Source organism: Hymenobacter swuensis DY53 (assembly GCF_000576555.1).
In the GTDB taxonomy this organism is placed as follows: Bacteria; Bacteroidota; Bacteroidia; order Cytophagales; family Hymenobacteraceae; genus Hymenobacter; species Hymenobacter swuensis.
Map to the genome: position 1 here is coordinate 3,432,501 of NZ_CP007145.1, position 18,446 is coordinate 3,450,946.

The 18,446-nt window shown below is 56.2% G+C and carries 14 protein-coding genes, 1 tRNA gene and 2 rRNA genes (1 of these 17 only partly in view); 6 read left to right on the forward strand and 11 right to left on the reverse strand.

Annotated elements, in window-relative coordinates; genetic code table 11:
* From HSW_RS15985 to HSW_RS16010, 6 genes are all read right to left on the reverse strand, one after another.
* Nucleotides 1-282, reverse strand: a 23S ribosomal RNA gene (locus HSW_RS15985); it reaches 2,625 nt to the left of the window's first position.
* Between the two features lie 232 nt (nucleotides 283-514).
* Nucleotides 515-2,027: ribosomal RNA gene (locus HSW_RS15990) — 16S ribosomal RNA — on the reverse strand.
* Together the 16S and 23S rRNA genes form the textbook arrangement of a ribosomal RNA operon.
* Nucleotides 2,028-2,810: 783 nt before the next feature.
* Nucleotides 2,811-4,082: an adenylosuccinate synthase gene (locus tag HSW_RS15995; RefSeq protein ID WP_044002736.1), complete on the reverse strand. Its 1,272-nt coding sequence runs from the start codon at nucleotides 4,080-4,082 to the stop codon at nucleotides 2,811-2,813.
* Nucleotides 4,082-4,429 carry an STAS domain-containing protein gene (locus HSW_RS16000; protein WP_044002737.1) on the reverse strand — a complete coding sequence of 116 codons (348 nt, stop codon included), beginning with the start codon at nucleotides 4,427-4,429 and terminating at the stop codon, nucleotides 4,082-4,084. Before HSW_RS16000 ends, HSW_RS15995 begins: the two co-directional genes overlap by 1 nt.
* Nucleotides 4,426-4,917 carry a Fur family transcriptional regulator gene (locus HSW_RS16005; RefSeq protein ID WP_044002738.1) on the reverse strand — a complete coding sequence of 164 codons (492 nt, stop codon included), beginning with the start codon at nucleotides 4,915-4,917 and terminating at the stop codon, nucleotides 4,426-4,428. The genes HSW_RS16000 and HSW_RS16005 overlap by 4 nt, the downstream gene beginning before the upstream one ends.
* 143 nt (nucleotides 4,918-5,060) lie before the next feature.
* Nucleotides 5,061-7,268, reverse strand: a complete 2,208-nt coding sequence (locus tag HSW_RS16010; protein WP_044002739.1) for a RelA/SpoT family protein — start codon at nucleotides 7,266-7,268, stop codon at nucleotides 5,061-5,063.
* Between the two features lie 320 nt (nucleotides 7,269-7,588).
* Between HSW_RS16010 and HSW_RS16015 the strand changes: the two genes are divergently transcribed.
* From HSW_RS16015 to clpX, 4 genes are all read left to right on the forward strand, one after another.
* Nucleotides 7,589-7,670, forward strand: a tRNA-Leu gene (locus HSW_RS16015).
* A 122-nt stretch (nucleotides 7,671-7,792) separates the two neighbouring features.
* Nucleotides 7,793-9,121, forward strand: a complete 1,329-nt coding sequence (gene tig, locus HSW_RS16020) for a trigger factor (protein ID WP_044002740.1) — start codon at nucleotides 7,793-7,795, stop codon at nucleotides 9,119-9,121.
* A gap of 175 nt (nucleotides 9,122-9,296) precedes the next feature.
* Entirely contained in the window at nucleotides 9,297-10,007 is a 711-nt protein-coding gene (locus HSW_RS16025; RefSeq protein WP_044002742.1) for a ClpP family protease, read from the forward strand.
* A 247-nt stretch (nucleotides 10,008-10,254) separates the two neighbouring features.
* Nucleotides 10,255-11,478, forward strand: a complete 1,224-nt coding sequence (gene clpX, locus HSW_RS16030; protein ID WP_044002743.1) for an ATP-dependent Clp protease ATP-binding subunit ClpX — start codon at nucleotides 10,255-10,257, stop codon at nucleotides 11,476-11,478.
* Nucleotides 11,479-11,594: 116 nt separating this feature from the next.
* Here clpX and HSW_RS24335 read toward each other — a convergent pair whose 3' ends face one another.
* The 5 genes from HSW_RS24335 to HSW_RS16050 all read right to left on the reverse strand — a co-directional run bounded on the left by HSW_RS24335 (nucleotide 11,595) and on the right by HSW_RS16050 (nucleotide 15,610).
* Nucleotides 11,595-11,912, reverse strand: coding sequence for a hypothetical protein (locus HSW_RS24335; RefSeq protein WP_155833008.1), 318 nt, complete (start codon nucleotides 11,910-11,912; stop codon nucleotides 11,595-11,597).
* 24 nt (nucleotides 11,913-11,936) lie between these two features.
* The gene (gene lpxB / locus HSW_RS16035) at nucleotides 11,937-13,046 is read right to left on the reverse strand and encodes a lipid-A-disaccharide synthase (RefSeq protein WP_044002745.1); all 1,110 of its coding nucleotides are present in this window, start codon (nucleotides 13,044-13,046) and stop codon (nucleotides 11,937-11,939) included.
* Nucleotides 13,047-13,142: 96 nt separating this feature from the next.
* Complete coding sequence (locus tag HSW_RS16040; protein WP_044002746.1) at nucleotides 13,143-13,562, reverse strand: 6-pyruvoyl trahydropterin synthase family protein; 420 nt, start codon at nucleotides 13,560-13,562, stop codon at nucleotides 13,143-13,145.
* Nucleotides 13,563-13,679: 117 nt separating this feature from the next.
* Nucleotides 13,680-14,681, reverse strand: coding sequence for a FecCD family ABC transporter permease (locus tag HSW_RS16045; protein ID WP_044002748.1), 1,002 nt, complete (start codon nucleotides 14,679-14,681; stop codon nucleotides 13,680-13,682).
* Between the two features lie 17 nt (nucleotides 14,682-14,698).
* Nucleotides 14,699-15,610: an ABC transporter substrate-binding protein gene (locus HSW_RS16050; RefSeq protein ID WP_044002749.1), complete on the reverse strand. Its 912-nt coding sequence runs from the start codon at nucleotides 15,608-15,610 to the stop codon at nucleotides 14,699-14,701.
* Nucleotides 15,611-15,811: 201 nt separating this feature from the next.
* Between HSW_RS16050 and rfaD the strand changes: the two genes are divergently transcribed.
* Both rfaD and HSW_RS16060 read left to right on the forward strand, forming a co-directional pair.
* Nucleotides 15,812-16,777 (forward strand): ADP-glyceromanno-heptose 6-epimerase, encoded by a 966-nt coding sequence (rfaD, locus tag HSW_RS16055; protein ID WP_044002750.1) that lies wholly within the window; start codon nucleotides 15,812-15,814, stop codon nucleotides 16,775-16,777.
* Between the two features lie 238 nt (nucleotides 16,778-17,015).
* Entirely contained in the window at nucleotides 17,016-18,428 is a 1,413-nt protein-coding gene (locus HSW_RS16060; protein ID WP_155833009.1) for an FAD/NAD(P)-binding protein, read from the forward strand.
* Nucleotides 18,429-18,446 lie beyond the last annotated feature (18 nt).

The window sequence follows — 18,446 nt, forward strand, 5'->3', positions numbered from 1 at the left end:
GTAACCAACCCGGTTTGGGCTCCTCCCCGTTCGCTCGCCACTACTGGGGGAATCATATGTTATTTTCTTTTCCTCCGGGTACTTAGATGTTTCAGTTCCCCGGGTTTGCCTCTGTCCTCTAAAAGAGCACAGATCCTTGGTCTTCAACCAAGGGGGTTGCCCCATTCGGATATCTACGGATCACCTGGTATGTGCCCATCCCCGTAGCTTTTCGCAGCTTATCACGTCCTTCATCGCCTCTGAGAGCCTAGGCATCCCCCGTGTGCCCTTGTCTACTTCTCGTAGAGGTGCAGTCCGTAGACTACACCGGCTCGGGTGACCAACCATAGGTTAATCACGCGTTTGTTCTCTTCTTTTTCTTAAACTCTGTTTTCCTCTATGTCAAAGAACGTATGCAACCCCAATTGGGCTACAGTGAGAATGATGGAAAAGACGTATTCGGTAAGGAATACAGATTTTAACGAAATCGTGGGAGGAGAGCCCCAACTTGTCAACCGAGTCGAACAAGCTCCAGAAAGGAGGTGATCCAGCCGCACCTTCCGGTACGGCTACCTTGTTACGACTTAGCCCCAGTTACCTGTTCTACCCTAACTGGCTTCGTTGCGGAGCACCAGCTTCAGGTCTACCAGACTTCCATGGCTTGACGGGCGGTGTGTACAAGGCCCGGGAACGTATTCACCGCGTCATTGCTGATACGCGATTACTAGTGATTCCAGCTTCACGAAGTCGAGTTGCAGACTTCGATCCGAACTGAGAACGGCTTTGTGAGATTGGCATCACATCACTGTGTAGCGACCCTCTGTACCGTCCATTGTAGCACGTGTGTAGCCCTAGGCGTAAGGGCCATGATGACCTGACGTCGTCCCCGCCTTCCTCACTGCTTGCGCAGGCAGTCCATCTAGAGTCCCCAGCTTAACCTGATGGCAACTAAATGTAGGGGTTGCGCTCGTTGCGGGACTTAACCCAACACCTCACGGCACGAGCTGACGACGGCCATGCAGCACCTTGCTTTGTGTCCCGAAGGAAAAGTTCATCTCTGAACCGGTCACGCGCATTCTAGCCTAGGTAAGGTTCCTCGCGTATCATCGAATTAAACCACATGCTCCACCACTTGTGCGGGCCCCCGTCAATTCCTTTGAGTTTCACTCTTGCGAGCGTACTCCCCAGGTGGGATACTTACCGCTTTCGCTAAGCCAGTGACTGTCTATCGCCACCAGCGAGTATCCATCGTTTACGGCGTGGACTACCAGGGTATCTAATCCTGTTCGCTCCCCACGCTTTCGTGCCTCAGCGTCAGTACCAGCCTAGTCAGCTGCCTACGCAATCGGGGTTCTGGAAGGTATCTATGCATTTCACCGCTACACCTTCCATTCCGCCAACCTCGTCTGGACTCAAGCCCGCCAGTATCCAGGGCAGTTCCACAGTTGAGCTGTGGGCTTTCACCCCGGACTTAACGGGCCGCCTACGCACCCTTTAAACCCAATAAATCCGGACAACGCTTGCACCCTCCGTATTACCGCGGCTGCTGGCACGGAGTTAGCCGGTGCTTATTCCTCAGGTACCGTCAGTTTAGGACGCATCCTCTTTTTCTTCCCTGAGAAAAGCCGTTTACAACCCAGAAGGCCTTCATCCGGCACGCGGCATGGCTGGGTCAGGCTCTCGCCCATTGCCCAATATTCCCTACTGCTGCCTCCCGTAGGAGTCTGGCCCGTATCTCAGTGCCAGTGTGGGGGATCACCCTCTCAGGTCCCCTAGACATCGTCGCCTTGGTGGGCCGTTACCCCGCCAACTAGCTAATGTCACGCAACCCCATCCTTGACCAATAAATCTTTACCAATTGTGTGATGCCACACTGTTGGTTTATGCGGTATTAATCCGCCTTTCGGCGGGCTATCCCCCAGTCAAGGGCAGGTTGGTTACGCGTTACGCACCCGTGCGCCACTAGTGTATTGCTACACCCGTTCGACTTGCATGTATTAGGCCTGCCGCTAGCGTTCATCCTGAGCCAGGATCAAACTCTCCATTGTAAGAAATTCTCTTCACCAGTTCGAAAACTGGCTGATGTCAAGTGCTGATCCGACCCGGTATATTTGACGAGCTGTTTGTGGGCTCATCCCATGATTCGCTTGAAAACCTGTAATCTCAACTTCTTCCCTGATTGCTCAGAAGCGAAGTTGCTTACCGTTTTTGTCTTTTCCAGTCATTCAAAGAACGTGTGCAGCGCCCCGTTGGACCCTACCGTGTGCCGCTCGTAAGCGGCGAAGTATTCGTGTTGTAAGCCCCTTCCGATCGAAGCGGGTTGCAAAGGTAAGCAGCTTTTTTCATCCTGCAAGCCTTTTCCGAAAAACTTTTTTCGAGGCGTGATTCGAAAGTGATTCGTTTTTCAGCAGCAGCTTCCGGTTGAAGCGGGGTGCAAAGGTAGCACTTTCTCGCTGCCATTTGCAATCCCGCAGGCGAACTTTTTTTCAACTCGCTTTTTCGAAGGAAGGCTGCGAGCTGTAGAAAAGAGCCGGGAGGCAAAGAAGAACTTGCGCGCTGGTGGCCCGAAGATTGGCAGCGGCCCGCTCCGCGTCTCGGATTGGGAGTGCAAAAGTGGGGTATTACGGCAGAACTTCCAAACCCGAGCGCGAAAAACCCGTCTAAGGTCCGTCAAGAATTCTGCTGTCCGCTGTGACACAACTGCTTAGATCGGATAAAAAGTTCGTGAACTCGTTAAAAAAGCTAAGCTTTTCGTTTGAATAGAACAAGAAACCCCACCTACGGAGTTGTAGGTGGGGTTTCTTGTTCTAGTTAGCTGTTTGAAAATATGGTTAGCTCATATGCAACGTGCTCACCCGATCAGGACCGACGCTTACGATACTTACGGGCACTTCCAGATGCTGCTCCAGAAACTGTACGTAGTCTTTCAGTTGCTGGGGCAGGGCCTGCGGATCGGTGATAGATTGCAGGTCGGTGCGCCAACCGGGCAGACTCTTATATATAGGAGTCAATTTCTCCAGGTCGCCGTGGTCAGGCAGATGGTCGGTTTGCTCGCCGTTTGGGAGCTGGTAGTGGGTGCAGACCTGGATTTCATCAAACTCATCCAGCACATCGGCTTTCATGAGGTGAATCTCGGTTACTCCGTTCAACATAATGCTGTAGCGCAGCGCGGGCAAATCAATCCAGCCGCAGCGACGGGGGCGGCCAGTGGTGGAGCCAAACTCGCGGCCGGCCTGGCGGATCTGCTCCCCCACTGCATCGTGCAGTTCAGTGGGAAACGGGCCACTGCCCACCCGCGTGCAATAGGCTTTACTGATGCCGTACACCTTATCGATATGGCGAGGCGCAATGCCGAGGCCTGTGCAGGCTCCGGCTACGATGGTGCTGGAAGAGGTAACGTAGGGATACGTACCGAAATCAATATCCAGCATAGAGCCCTGGGCACCTTCAGCCAGTACGTTTTTGCCTTGGCGCAGCAGATCATTCAGCAGATACTCAGTATCCGTGAGCTTGAGGGTGCGCAGGAACTCAACGGCGGAAAAGAAATCGGCCTCGAATTCTTCAATTTCGAGGCCGCGGCCGTGGAATTCAGCGAGGGTGGTATGGCGGGAAACAGCTTGCTGGTACCGCTCCTGAAAATCGGGCAGTAGAATGTCGCCGACGCGCAGGCCGGTACGGCCGATTTTATCCTGATACGTTGGGCCAATACCTTTCAGAGTAGAGCCAATCTTGCTGCCACCGCGCGCTTCCTCATTGATTCGGTCGAGGGCGCGATGCGAAGGCAGGATAAGTTGGGCCTTGCGGGAGATATAGAGATTCTTCTCCCAGTTAACACCCCGATCCGTGAGTTTCTGCAACTCCTGGCGGAATACCACGGGGTCGAGGACCACGCCATTACCCACCACATTGATGATATGCGGGTGGAAAATACCGGAGGGCACTTGGTGCAGTACGTGCTTGGTACCACCAAAGGTGAGAGTGTGACCGGCATTGGGTCCGCCCTGGAAGCGGGCTACTACATCGTAGGTGGGGGCCAGCACATCGACAATCTTACCTTTGCCTTCATCCCCCCACTGTAATCCTACTAGTACGTCAACAGGCATTAGTTCGCGGCTTTCAGTTGTTGAGCGGCCGACTGTTCATCGTCCGCAATGGAAAAAATAGCGTTCAGTTTGGTTAGCGCCAGCATTTTACGCGGATGGTCGGCCGGGTTAATCAGCACTAGTTCGCCGCCGCGGCTGCGGAATTTGGTCAGCAACGACACCAGTACGCCGATGCCGGTGCTGTTGATGTAGCGGATACCTGACAAATCAACGGCGCAGTGGCGCAGTTCTTCGCCTAGGTGCTGGTCGACGCTTTGCAGGAGCTGCTGGGTATCGGGGCTGCCGATCAGGTCGCCGGAGAGGCGCACGAAGAGGATACCGTCCTGGACGGCAGAATCAGTTTTCATTCGGCTAGAGAGCGGGCGGCGGCTTTAGCACGACAGTCGCCGCACACGCCGTAAAGGTTCAAAGAGTGATGCAAGATATGGAAGTTGAGTAACTCCCCGACCATCGTCTGGATGCCGTGAATCCGCGGGTCGCAGAATTCCACCACTTTGTGGCATTCCGTGCAGATGACGTGGTCGTGCTGGCGGTAGCCGTAGCTTTTCTCGTACTGCGCCAAGTTGCGGCCGAACTGGTGCTTGCTCACCAAGCCGTGCTCTACCAACAGGTCGAGGGTATTGTACACGGTGGCCCGGCTCACCTGCAGGCCCTGTTCCTTCATGCCGGCGTACAGTTCCTCCACATCGAAATGGCCGGTGCGGGAGTAAATTTCCTCCAGAATGGCATACCGCTCGGACGTCTTACGCAGGCCTTTATTTTCGAGGTAAGCGGTGAAGATCTTCTTCACCTCCTCGTACTTTTCTTTATCTAGATGCTTCTCAGGAAGGGGCATTGGATGAGGCCTTATATATAAGGAGTAAAAACTGAAAAAGTCGGCAGAAGTTACTGGCTGAAGTTACCGCTGAAGAGGAGTAGCCGGGGAACTTCTTATGCTGTTTTGTACTGCACCTTTTCAGGAAGACTTTTTAGAGCTACTCAGGAGTCGAACCGCTCCACTAGCAGCACGCCGTTCACCTTCAACAGCCGCTGAATGAGCTTATCGAGGTGTGCGGTGTCGTTGACGAAGACCATGATCTGACCTTCGAACATACCGTCGTTGGAGTCGATGGTAATGGAGCGCATGTTAACCTTTAGGCTGGTGCTAATGATGCGGGTCACATCGTTCACCAGTCCTACCCTATCGGAACCTTTGATGCGGATACCAGCCAGGAAGGCCAGTTCCAACTGCTCCGTCCATTTGGCACGCACAATCCGGTTGCCGTAGTTCGACATCATCTGCACGGCTTTCGGGCAGGACGTGCGGTGAATCTCGATGCCGTGGCCGGTTTCGAAACCGAACACGTCGTCGCCGGGAATGGGGTTGCAGCAGGGCGCAATGGTGTAGTCGAACTTATCGGTCCGCTCCCCAATCACCAGCATATTGGCATTCACCCCGCGTATTTTCTGCACCTCGTGGTCGAAGGCTTTCGGCTCCAGGCGGGAAGGCAGGCGCGGCGCTTCCATGTTCGGGTCGAACAGGTCCTTGAGGATTTCGCGACCGTCGATCTGCCCAATGGCGATGCGGTAGAAAAAATCGGGGGCGTTGCTGGTGTTGAAGTGTGCCAGCAAACGGTTGAGATTATCAGGCGTGTATTCTACGCCCAGAAGCTCCAACCGCTTTTCTACCAAGTAGCGGCCATCCTCGGACTTATTGCGCTTGTCGTCGCGCAGCCAGTCCTTGATGCGGGTGCGGGCCTTGGAGGTGGTTACGTATTGCAGCCATTCTTCCGTGGGCTTTTGCTTCTGCGAGGTCAGGATTTCTACCTGGTCGCCGTTGCGCAACTGGTAGCTCAGGGGCTGCAGCTTCTGGTTGACTTTGGCCCCGAGGCACTGCAGGCCGATATGAGTGTGGATTTCAAAGGCAAAGTCGAGGGCCGTGGCCTTGTCGGGCAGAATCACCAGCTTGCCTTTGGGCGTAAAGGCGTACACCTCCTTCACGAACAGATTCTGGCGGAACTCGTCCATAAACTCCAACGCGCTGGAGTTATTAGATTCGAGCATTTCGCGCACTTTGTTAATCCAGGCTTCCAGCGTTGATTCCGACTGGGCAGTGGCAGCGTCCTTGTACTTCCAGTGGGCGGCGTAGCCCTTCTCGGCAATATCGTCCATGCGGCGGCTGCGGATCTGCACTTCCACCCACTGGCCGGTGCGCGACATGACGGTGGTGTGCAGGCTCTCATAGCCATTGGCTTTGGGCGTGCTCACCCAGTCGCGCAGGCGGTCGGGGTTGGGCTGGTAGAAGTCGGTGACTACGCTGTACACCTGCCAGCAGGCCGCTTTTTCCTGCTCCGGCGGCACATCCAGAATAATGCGGATGGCAAACAGGTCATACACCTCATCGAAGGTAATGTTCTGCTTGCGCATCTTCCGCAGAATAGAATAGATACTCTTGGGCCGCCCCTTCACCTCGTAGTGAAAGCCTTGGGCCTTCAACTCCTCATCTATGGGCTGCACAAACTCCTTGATAAAGCGGTTGCGCGAGGCCCGGCTCTGCCGCACCCGGTTCACCAGTTCGGCGTAGATTTCGGTGTCCGTGTACTTCAGGTACAGATCCTCCAGTTCGGTTTTGATGCTGTACAGACCCAGTCGGTGGGCCAGCGGCGCGTAGAGGTAAATGGTTTCGGACGCAATTTTAAGCTGCTTGTGGCGCGGCATTGAGTCCAGGGTCCGCATGTTGTGCAGGCGGTCGGCGAGCTTGATGAGAATCACGCGCACGTCGTCGCTGAGCGTGAGCAGCATTTTGCGGAAGTTCTCGGCCTGCTCGGAAGTGCCATAGTCGAACACGCCCGAGATTTTGGTGAGCCCGTCCACGATGCGCGCCACCTTGGGACCGAACTCGCGCTCCACGTCGGCCACCTCCCAGGGCGTATCCTCCACCACATCATGCAGCAGGGCCGCCACAATGCTGGTAGTACCCAGCCCGATTTCCTCCACCACAATCTGGGCCACGGCCAGCGGGTGCAGAATGTAGGGCTCCCCCGATTTGCGGCGCATTTCCTTGTGCGCTTCCAGCGAGGTATTGAAGGCCTTTTTGATGAGCTTGGCATCTTCGCCTTTCAGGTACGGCTTGGCCGTGCGAAGCAAGCGGCGGTAGTGACGTAGAATTTCCTGACGCTCTACCTCAGGATCGATGACAGTAGACATGGTACGCGGTGAGTGCCGGCTGGCACCGGAATAGAGATGGCTAAGGTACGGCTTACGGCGCAAGCTTGAACAGGCCCCGGGCGCCTTTCGGCCGCGAAGTCCGCTTTACCATATACAACAACGAGCTGGCAGGGTTGGTGCAGGATAGCTATTGTGTCACGAAAAACCCATCCTGCATCAGCCAAAGCCACTATTCTACGCTTAAAATCCGGCTTCGCCCCGATAAATTGGTAACAAACCTTGGGCTTAGTTGGATAACGCGTTTGTTTTTCCGATTCGCTTCCGTAGTTTTGCGCCCCCGAGGCAGTTGGCTTCGTGACGCGGATGTGGCGAAATTGGTAGACGTGCCAGACTTAGGATCTGGTGCCGCAAGGCGTGTGGGTTCGAGTCCCTCCATCCGCACTTTTTAGGTTTTTGACGATAAAAACCACTTTTAAACCCTCAACCCACCCGTTGGGGGTTTCTTTTTACCCGGGTTTTGGCCCGCTATTTACCCAACGTAGTACCCTTAACCGACCCCCGTTTTGGACATTACCCTCGACAAAAAAGACGACCAGCTCCATGCCATCCTGACAGTGAACCTCACGGAGGCTGATTACGCCCCCACCGTGGAGAGCAAGCTGAAGGAGTACAGCAAAAAAGCGCAGATCAAAGGGTTCCGCCCGGGCAAGGTACCGGTTGGGCTGGTGCGCAAAATGTACGGCAAAGGCATCCTGGTGGAAGAAATCAACGGCCTGCTCAGCAAGTCGGTGGATGAGTACATCAAGGAGAACAACCTGAAAATTCTGGGCGAGCCCCTGCCCGTACCGACCGATATCGACTTCGACAACCAGAAGGACTACTCCTTCCAGTTTGAGCTGGGCCTGCTGCCCGAGTTCGATCTGCCCGCCGATCAGGCCGTGAGCGTTGATCGTCATAAAGTAGAACTCGACGAGAACACCCTGAAAGAAACTTACGAGCAGCTGGAGCGTCAGTTTGGCGAAACGTCGGAGCCCGAGGTTTCAGAAGCCAATGACTTCATCTACGGCAAGCTGAAGAAAGTCGGTGAGGAAGGCGAAGGCCGCGTCGTGTTGCTGCCCACCAACAAGCTGAAGGCCGATGCGGACAAGTTTGTAGGCGTGAAAAGCGGCGACGAAGTAGCCTTCGACCTGAAGAACGCTTTCGGCGGCGATGTAGCAGCTATCCGGGGCTTCTCGGGCCTGAGCAAGGAAGAAGCGGAAGGCGTAGAGGGCGAGTATACCCTGGCCGTGGAGAAAATCCAGCGTTCGGCTCCGGCTGAATTCAACCAGGAGCTGTTCGATAAAGTATTCGGCAAAGACATCGTAACATCGAAGGAAGACTTCGACGAGAAAGTGCGCTCGACGGTACAGGAGAACTACGACCGGGAGTCGGACAATTTGGTGAACCGCCAGATCATCGACAAGATGCTGGAAAACACCACCATCGAGCTGCCAACGGAGTTCTTCAAAAAGTGGCTGGTACGTGCTAACCAGGGCAAACTGACCCAGGAGCAGGTAGAGGAGCACTTCGAGGATTACGCCAAGGAGCTGAAATGGTCGCTGATCCGCAACAAAGTGGTGGAAGCACAGGAGCTGAAGGTATCGAACGAGGAAATCGTGGACCGTACCGTACAGAAAATCCTGGGCCAGTTCAATATGGAGATGACGCCCGAGCTGGAAGAATCGGTACGTGGCTTTGCTGACAACTTCCTGCGTCAGGAGAACGGCAAAAACTACGTGGACGAGTATGAGGCCATTATGGCAGAGAAAGTGCTGGAAAACCTGCGCGGCAAAGTTGTTGTTAACGACAACCCGATTACGGCCGAGGACTTCCGCAATCAGAATGCCGGCTAACCGCTGACATTTTTCGGTTTTCGAACCAACGAAAAAGCCCTTACTTGCCGTAGGGGCTTTTTTGTTTAGTGCCTAGCTGATAGTATCCGGTGACTATATTCCTGTGTATCACCGAGCTATCTGCTAAGCACTACGCCCAAAGCACCAAGCACTAACCCAACTCCTTTTTTCTCCCATGTTGAATAAACAAGAGTTCCGCAAGTTCGCCGTGAAAGGCCAGGGCCTGAGCGGCCTGGGCGTTGACCAATTCATCCAGCACGTAGAAGGCCAGACCCGCAACGGCCTGATTATGCCCACCGGCATGACCCGTTCGGTAATTGAGGAGCGCCCGACGCGCTTTGCTGAAATTGACGTTTTCTCCCGCCTGATCATGGACCGCATCGTGTTCCTGGGCACGGCCGTGGATGACTACGTAGCCAACATTCTGACGGCGCAGATGCTGTTTCTGGAGTCGGTGGATGCCAAGAAGGACATTCTGCTCTACATCAACTCGCCCGGTGGCTCGGTGTATGCCGGCCTGGGTATCTATGACACGATGCAGTACGTGAACCCCGACGTGGCTACCATCTGCACCGGCCTGGCCGCCTCGATGGGCGCCGTACTGCTGGCGGGTGGTGCCAAGGACAAACGTTCGGCCCTCCCCCACGCCCGCGTGATGATTCACCAGCCTTCGGGCGGCGCACAAGGCCAATCGACGGACATTGAAATTACGGCCCGCGAAATCCTGAAGCTGAAGAAGGAGTTGTATGACATTCTGGCTCAGCACACCGGCAAAAGCTACCAGGAAATCTACGACAACTCGGAGCGTGACTACTGGATGCGCGCCGATGAAGCCAAGGAGTACGGCCTCATCGACGAGGTGCTGGAAAAGAAAAAGGCTGCGTAAGCCAGCAGTTTTTTAGCAGTTCGAACGGAGTGAGGTTGCTGAGTCAGCTTCCTGGTTATAAGCTAGATTCCTTACTTCACTCGGAATGACACACAAAAAAGCCCGCTTCGGCGGGCTTTTTTGTTATACTAGAAGCCTGATCGGGCGGCACTTTTTCGGCCGGCCGGGGCGTTAGCCTTTTCGTACCTTTGCGGTGGGTGCGCCTAGCGTTTCCTATCCTCCCCTTTTTCAGCGAGTTCCTTTGGCAATGGCAGATATTACGTGCTCCTTCTGCGGCAAGAGCAAGAAAGACGTTACCGTGATGATTTCGGGCATTAACGCGCACATCTGCGAACGGTGCGTGGGACAGGCCCAGCAGATTCTCAACGAGGAAAATAAGATCCGAGCCAACTCCAAGGCTCCCAAGTTCAACCTCGTGAAGCCCCGCGAGATGAAGGAGTACCTCGACCAGTACGTGGTAGGCCAGGACGAAGCCAAAAAGGTAATGTCGGTGGCCGTGTACAACCACTACAAGCGCCTGATGCAGACGCCGCAGAAAGACGATGTGGTGATTGAGAAGTCGAACATCATTATGGTGGGCGAAACCGGCACGGGTAAAACCTTCCTCACGCGCATGCTGGCCAACATTCTGCAGGTGCCCTTCTGCATTGCCGATGCCACCGTACTCACGGAAGCCGGCTACGTGGGTGAGGACGTGGAAAGCATCCTGACCCGCCTGCTGCAGGCCGCCGACTACAATGTGGAAGCGGCGGAGCGCGGCATCGTGTACATTGACGAAATCGACAAGATTGCCCGCAAGAGCGACAACCCCAGCATCACGCGCGACGTGAGCGGCGAAGGCGTGCAGCAGGCCATGCTGAAGCTGCTGGAAGGCACCACGGTGAACGTGCCCCCGCACGGCGGCCGCAAGCATCCCGAGCAGAAGATGATTACAGTGAACACCGAAAACATCCTGTTCATCTGCGGGGGGGCTTTCGTGGGTATTGAGCGCATCATCAAGAACCGCCTCAACACCAAGCCTATCGGCTTTGCCAAAACGCAGATGGAGGAAAAGGTAGACACCAACAACTTCCTGCGCTACGTGACGGCCCAGGACCTGAAAGCCTTCGGCCTGATTCCGGAGCTGATTGGCCGCCTGCCGGTGCTCACCCACCTCAACCCACTCGACCACGCCACCCTGCGCAAAATCCTAACGGAGCCCAAAAACTCCATCGTGAAGCAGTACCAGCGCCTGTTTGATATGGAGAACATTCAACTCAGCTTCTCGGAAGGCGCGCTGGAATACATTGTGGTACGCGCCGATGAGTACCGCCTCGGGGCCCGGGGCCTGCGCAGCATCTGTGAAGCCATCATGACCGACGCCATGTTCGATATGCCCTCGGAAGAAGGCACCACCGAGCTGGTTATAGACGAGGAATACGCCCGGAGCAAGTTTGAGCAAACGGCTCTTAAGCAACTACGCGCGGCGTAAGTAATTAGTCAAAAGATCAAATAAAAAGGAAGGCTTGCACACGCAGGCCTTCCTTTTTGTTTACGCAGACGCAACTAAAGACAATCAAGACACAGATTCATCTGAATGCCTCCTGCTTATTCTTCAGTAGTACTATCAGCTGTCAAGACAAAATCTGCTTCATCAGCTTCCGAAAATATCACAGCAATTGAGTCACCCTCATGCATTTTTTTGCTAAAATTCATCCTTCTTAGATATATACTATCATCATGATCTATTACAACTTTTCCTATCCAGCCTTTTGTATAATTCACATCTGCTATAATTGCTTTTTTAAAAACTCCGTTTTCCTTAATAAAATTTATTTGCCGCTGAATTTCAGAATACTTCCAAAACCCAAAAGAAATTATACATATCCCTCCGATACATTCTAAAACAATTCTTTTCCTAGTCATAGTAAGTATCTATAAACAAATACTCTACCCTTTTAAATATTCGACCATCAGCCTAGCAGCTTTTTCAGCGGACTTCTGCTGGCCTAGCTTCTCGCGGATTTCAGCGTAGCCGGCTTTCTGCTTGGCAATGAAGGCGTCGTCGGCGGTAACTTTTTTGAGTTCGGTGACGAGGTTACGGGCGTTGAAGTCGCTCTGGATGAGCTCTTTCACGACTTCGCGGCCGGCAATGAGGTTCACCAGGGAGATGTAGGGCACCTTGATAACAGCCTTGCTGATGGCGTACGATACGGAGCTGGTGCGGTAGCACACCACCTGCGGCACATCGAACAGCGCGGTTTCGAGGGTGGCGGTGCCGCTGGTGACCAGCGCGGCGGTGGCGTGGGCCAGCAGGTCGTAGGTCTGATCGAAGAGGATGCGGACGTTGTTGCGCTCGAAGTTGGCGTAGTAGTTCCGGTCGAGGTTATCCACGCCGGCTACGATGAACTGGTAATCGAGGAAAGGCGGCAGAATGGCGACCATTTCGTAGAGCATCTCCTCGATTTCCTGCTTGCGCGAGCCGGGCAGCACCGCAATAATGGGCCGCAGCGGGTCCAGGTTGTTCCGTTCGTAGAAATCGGCTGATTTCGGATGTTCAGCTACGGCGTCGGACGTTGGGTTGCCAATGTAATCGACCTTGTAATCGAAACGTTGGTAAAACTCCTCCTCGAAAGGCAGAATCACGAACATCTTATCCACCCGCTCCTTTACCTGGTGCACGCGGCTCTGGTTCCAGGCCCAGATTTTGGGCGAGATGTAGTAGAATACCTTCAGGCCGTTGGTCTTGGCGAACTTGGCGATGCGCATGTTGAAGCCGGCATAATCAACCAGAATCACCACGTCGGGCTGCCAGGCCAGCAGGTCCTGCTGGGCCTCCTTAAGGTAGCCCCGGAATTTGAGGATGCTGGTGGCCGCTTCCCAGAAGCCCATAATGGCCATTTCCTGGTAGTGGTGCACCAGCTCCCCGCCGGCCGCCTGCATCATGTCGCCGCCCCAGCAGCGGAACTCGGCTGCAGGGTCTTGCTGGCGCAGCTCCCGCATGAGGTTGGCCGCGTGAAAGTCGCCGGACCGCTCGCCCGCTATCAGGTAATACTTCATTTCTTTTTAGTTATGAATGATGAGAGCTGAATGATGAAGTAAACTGAGTCGATGACGACATCAATCCATCATTCAGCTCTCATAACTCAACATTCATTATTCCTCGCCCAAGTATTCCACGAAGTTGCGTGGCGTTTCGTAGAGTTTGATGCTGTGCAGCTTGGCCGCGGAAATCCGCTCGATTTCGGGCTGGAGGATTTTCCAGAAGGCAATGACCAGGTTTTCAGTACTGGCCAGCTGTCCCTGCATGAACGGCACGTCGAGGTTCAGGTTCTTGTGGTCCACTTCGTCCACAACGTAGGTGCGGATGACGGTGCTGAGCTGCTTGAGGTCGATGACGAAGCCGGTTTCAGCGTCGGGGCGGCCTTTGACGGTGACGATGAGGTCGTAGTTGTGGCCGTGCCAGTTGGCATTGGCGCAGGGGCCGAAGACTTCACGGTTGCGCTCTTCGCTCCAGTTGGGGTTGTGAAGCTTGTGGGCCGCGTTGAAGTGTTCCTGTCGGCTGATGTAAACCATTTTGGTAAGGGACTTAGGGACTTGGGAATTTCGGAACCTGGCTGGCGGCTATGGAAGACGCCCCGCACGACCACATGTCCCGCTGGATTTCGACCAAGTTCCGCAGTGCCGGAGGCCCTACGTTCCCTGTTTTCGCAGCAAATATACAAAGAACGGTACGCCAAACAGGGCTGTAACCAAGCCCACGGGCAAGCCGGCCGGCGGATACAGCAAACGGGCCAGCAGGTCGCAGAACACCAGGAACGTACCGCCCAGCAGCGCGCAGAACACCAGATTGCCCCGGCCCACGGCCCCCAGCAGCCAGCGCGTGATGTGCGGCACCACCAGCCCCACAAACCCTACCGGGCCGCACAGGGCCACCACCGTGCCCGTAAGGCCCGAGGCAATGAGCAGCAGCAGCCACCGCGTGCGGGCCACCGGCAGCCCCAAGGCCGTGGCCCGTTCCTCGCCCAGCAGCAGCAGATTGAGGTTGTTGCGCAGCAGCAATACTGCCAGCAACCCCAACAACACCGCCGCCGCCGGGTACGGCAGCACCGCCCAGCTGGCACGCTCGAAGCCGCCCAGTGCCCAGAACGTGATGGTGCGCAGCTTTTCCTCAGTAGCTGCCAGAAACGTGAGCAGCCCGCTCAGGGCTGTGGTGAGCGAGCCCACGGCCACCCCGGCCAGCAGCAGCTGCGCCGGAACGACCCGCCCGCGCCGGCTCCCGATAACCACCACCACCAGCGTAGTGCCCAGGGCTCCGGCCAAAGCGGCCAGCGGCGGCAGATACAAGCCCCCCAACACCAGCACCGGTACAAAGGCAAACGTGACACTGGCCCCCAGCGCGCCCCCCGAAGCCATGCCCAGCAGGTAGGGGTCGGCCAGCGGGTTGTTTACCATGAGCTGCATGAGGTAGCCACTCAGGGCCAGCGCCGCCCCGGCCAGCAAGGCCAGCAGCAGGCGCGGCAGGCGCAGTTCCACCAGCACCAGTTGGGCAGGGTCCTGAGGATTGTAGTGCAGCAGCGTGCGGCCCAGCAGGGCGAAGTCGGTTTCGTAGCTGCCCACGCGCATACCTACCACCAGCAGCCCCAGCAGCAGTAGCAGGCAGGCCAGAATCCAGGGCAGGGCAGAACGGGTCATGGGCGGCGGAAACGCGGCTATTTGGAATTTAACAGCTGTTTCAGCTCCCGCACCGAGGCCACCACCCGGGGACTAGGGCGCGACATCAGGTCATCGGTGGCGGCGTACACCCGGTGGTTCCGGTAGGCGTTGATGCGCTTGAGCTCGGGGTAAAGCCTGAAAAAGGTGCTGTCCATTTTCCCGAAGCTGCCCCCAATCAGCACATCAGGATTGAGCTTGAGGATATACTCGCGGGTGAGGGCCGGATAGGGCTGGGCGAATTTCTCCACCACGGCGTTCTGGCCGCCGGCCAGCAGAATCTTGTTGGTGAACAAAGTATTCTGCCCGTACACGTAAATCGGGTCGGTCCAGGTGATGGCCAGCACGCGGGGCAGCGGCTGGGGAGGCACCTGGGCCGTAATCCGGACTAGCTCGGTACGGAGGGAATCTACTACCCTTTTGGCCGGAACCGGACGGTCCAGCAGCCGGCCCAGGTCAGTAAGGCCCCGAAAAATATCCTCCATTTTCTGATAGCGCTGGTAGTACACCGGAATACCCAGCTCTTGTAGCCGCTGCGCATCGGCTGGGGTGGTCATGCCTTCGGTAGTGAAAACAATATCGGGCTTGAGGGCTACCAGCCGCTCCAGATCCAGCGGGTAGCTGTTGATAACGGGCTTGCGCAGGGCTGCCGCTGGGTAGTCGCAGACCTGGGTGCGGGCCACAATCGTACTGGTATCAGCCACGGCATACAGCATTTCCGTCATCGAGGGGGCCAGTGCCATAATGCGGCGCGGGTGGGTGGGCACCGTCAACTGGCGGCCCAGGTCGTCGCGCACTTGGTGGGTAGCATCGGTTTCAGTGGTGGCAGGCTTATCGGGCTGGCAGGCAGTCAGCAGGGACAGAATCGGCAGCGCAAACCGCAGGCGGCGAATAAAAGGCGGGCAGAACATGCGACAAAGGTAAACGCGGAATCTACCCAGCCCGCCTGCTCATCGGATTTTGCCCCGGCCTTTGTGAGCAGGGGACAACGACGCAACCCCTAGGGCTATAAACAGGTTGTAAGAACCCAATCGGCCAGCGGCGCGGAAAGAAATCCGGGCCAACGGCTGAATACGCACCGCGTAGGTTACTTTTGACCAAATTTCTGTCTTATGATCGTCGTTACCGGAGCCGCCGGCTTTATTGCCAGCTGTCTTGTCACCCGCCTCAATGCCGCCAACTTCAACGATATCGTGGTGGTGGATAATTTCAACGTCGAGCGCAAGCTGGCCAATCTGAAAGGCAAGCACCTGCGCGAATACGTGGACCGCGAGGAGTTTTTTGAGTGGCTGGATACCCACCACGAGCAGGTGGAATTCATTTTCCACCTTGGGGCCCGCACCGATACCACCGAGCAGAACCGCGACGTGCTGAACGTGCTGAACCTAGAGTACTCCCAGAAAATGTGGCAGGCCTGCTGCCGCTACCAGCTCCCGTTAGTATACGCCTCCTCGGCCGCCACCTACGGCTCGGGCACGTTGGGCTACGCTGATGACGACGCGCTGCTGCCGCTGCTCAAGCCCCTGAACCCCTACGGCGACTCCAAGAACGACTTCGATAACTGGGCAGTGCAGCAGCCCGAGAAACCGTTTTTCTGGGCGGGCCTGAAGTTCTTCAACGTGTACGGCCCTAACGAGTATCACAAGAACCGCATGGCTTCTGTGATTCTACACGCCTTCCGCCAGATTCAGGAAACCGGCTCCATGACGCTGTTCCGCTCCCATAACCCCGAGTACGCCGACGGCGAACAGCAGCGCGACTTCGTGTACGTGAAGGACGTGGTGGAAGTGTGCCTGTTCCTGATGCAGACGCGCCGCGACTCGGGTATCTATAACCTGGGTACCGGCGAGGCTCGCACTTTCCTCGACCTGACCCTGGGCACTTTTGCGGCCCTCAACCGCACCGCCGACATCCGCTTCCGCGATACGCCCGAGGACATTCGGGACACGTACCAGTACTTCACCCAGGCCGATATGAGCAAGCTGCGCCGCATCGGTTACGACCGGCCCTTCACCTCCCTGGAGGCCGGCATAGACGATTATGTGCGCAATTATCTTGTACCGGGCCACTACTACTAGGGTCGTTTCGTAGCCAGATTCCTGTTTTTTTATAAGCCCGACTGTATGTTTTGCCCTGGCGGCAGGACCCGCAGTCGGGCTTTCTGCTAGTCAGGCAGTTAGTTTATCAAACAGACAGAACAGTAGTAAAACGCCAGTCAGCTTTCCGACTAGAGGATGAATTTATATTGCAGAAATTAATTTTTATATCATTTTTTCCAGAGTAATTTACCCCATACTTTCCCACTAACTCAGGCTGGTGCAACGTAAAAGCATAACGATTATCGGCGGTGGATTTTCGGGCTCGATGCTGGCCGTACAGCTGGCCCGGCTGGCCGGCAACCACCCCTACCCCTGCGACGTGCATCTGGTAGAACCGCGCCCCGTACCAGGCCCGGGTCTGGCCTATACCGCCCGGCGGCCCGAATATCTGCTGAATGTACGCAGCCAGTTTCTGAGTGCTTTTCCTGACCAGCCCGACCATTTTCAGAACTGGCTCCGTGTCACCAGCCAGGAAGTATGTGAGCACGGATTTTGCTCCCGGCAGAGCTACGGCCGGTACCTGCAGCAGCTGGTGAGCCAGCTACTGGAATGGCCTTCTATGAACGGCATCCGGTGCTACTGGCACAATCAGGCTGCGCGCGCCGTGGAGGTTTCCCCCAGCGGCTCGTCGGCCACGGTACGGCTGATGGATGGCACCGAACTGCCCAGCACCTATGTAGTTCTGGCGTTAGGCAACTTTCCGCCCCCCTATCCTACCACCAGCAGCACCGAGTATCGGGCGTACCCGAACTACCACGGCAACCCCTGGGCGCAGGGCGCGTTGCGCAATATCGGTACCGACGACACAGTGCTCCTAATTGGAACCGGCCTCACCGCCGTAGATATCCTTCTGGGCTTGCAGGCCGATGGCCATCAAGGCCTAGTGACTACTGTTTCGGGCCACGGCCGCTGGCCGGCAGCTCATCAATTTGAAGGAGCCACTTATCCTGATTTTTACGCGGCTGACCTGGCCGGAGTCGATACAGTACTGGACGTGCTACGTGTTCTGCGCCGTCACGTTCGGGAGGCGCAAAAGCAGGGCATCGACTGGCGCATGGTGGTGGATACCTTACGGCCGCATCTGGGGCAAATATGGGCGACCTGGCCGCAACCGGAGCAGGCGCGGTTTCTGCGGCATTTAGCGGGAATCTGGTCGGTACTGCGGCACCGCAGCCCCCCCCGCAACGCGGCTATTGTGGCCGCCATGTTTGCAGAAGGCCAGGTACAGCAGGCTATAGGGCGGGTAAAGAACATTGAGCCGGCGGCCAACGGACTGGTAGTTACCGTGCAGAAGGGCCAGCAGCCAGTACAACAACTGACGGCCCAGCACGTCATCACCTGCACCGGTCCGCTGCTGGATTACAGCCGGATTCAGGAATCAGTGGTGGTGGGCCTACGGGAGACAGGACACTTACAACCGGACGCCCTGCATCTGGGAATTGAAACCGATGCTCACGGCGCACTGCTGAACGCGACGGGGCAGGCCTCAGGGGTGCTTTTCACGCTGGGACCCAGTCGGCGGCCTGCTTATTTTGAGTCAACGGCAGTACCGGAACTGCGGAATCAGGCCGTTGCCCTGGCCCAGGAGCTCGGCCAGCGGCTACGAGTGACGGTTGACGCGGGAATATAAAAACAGCCTGATTTCATC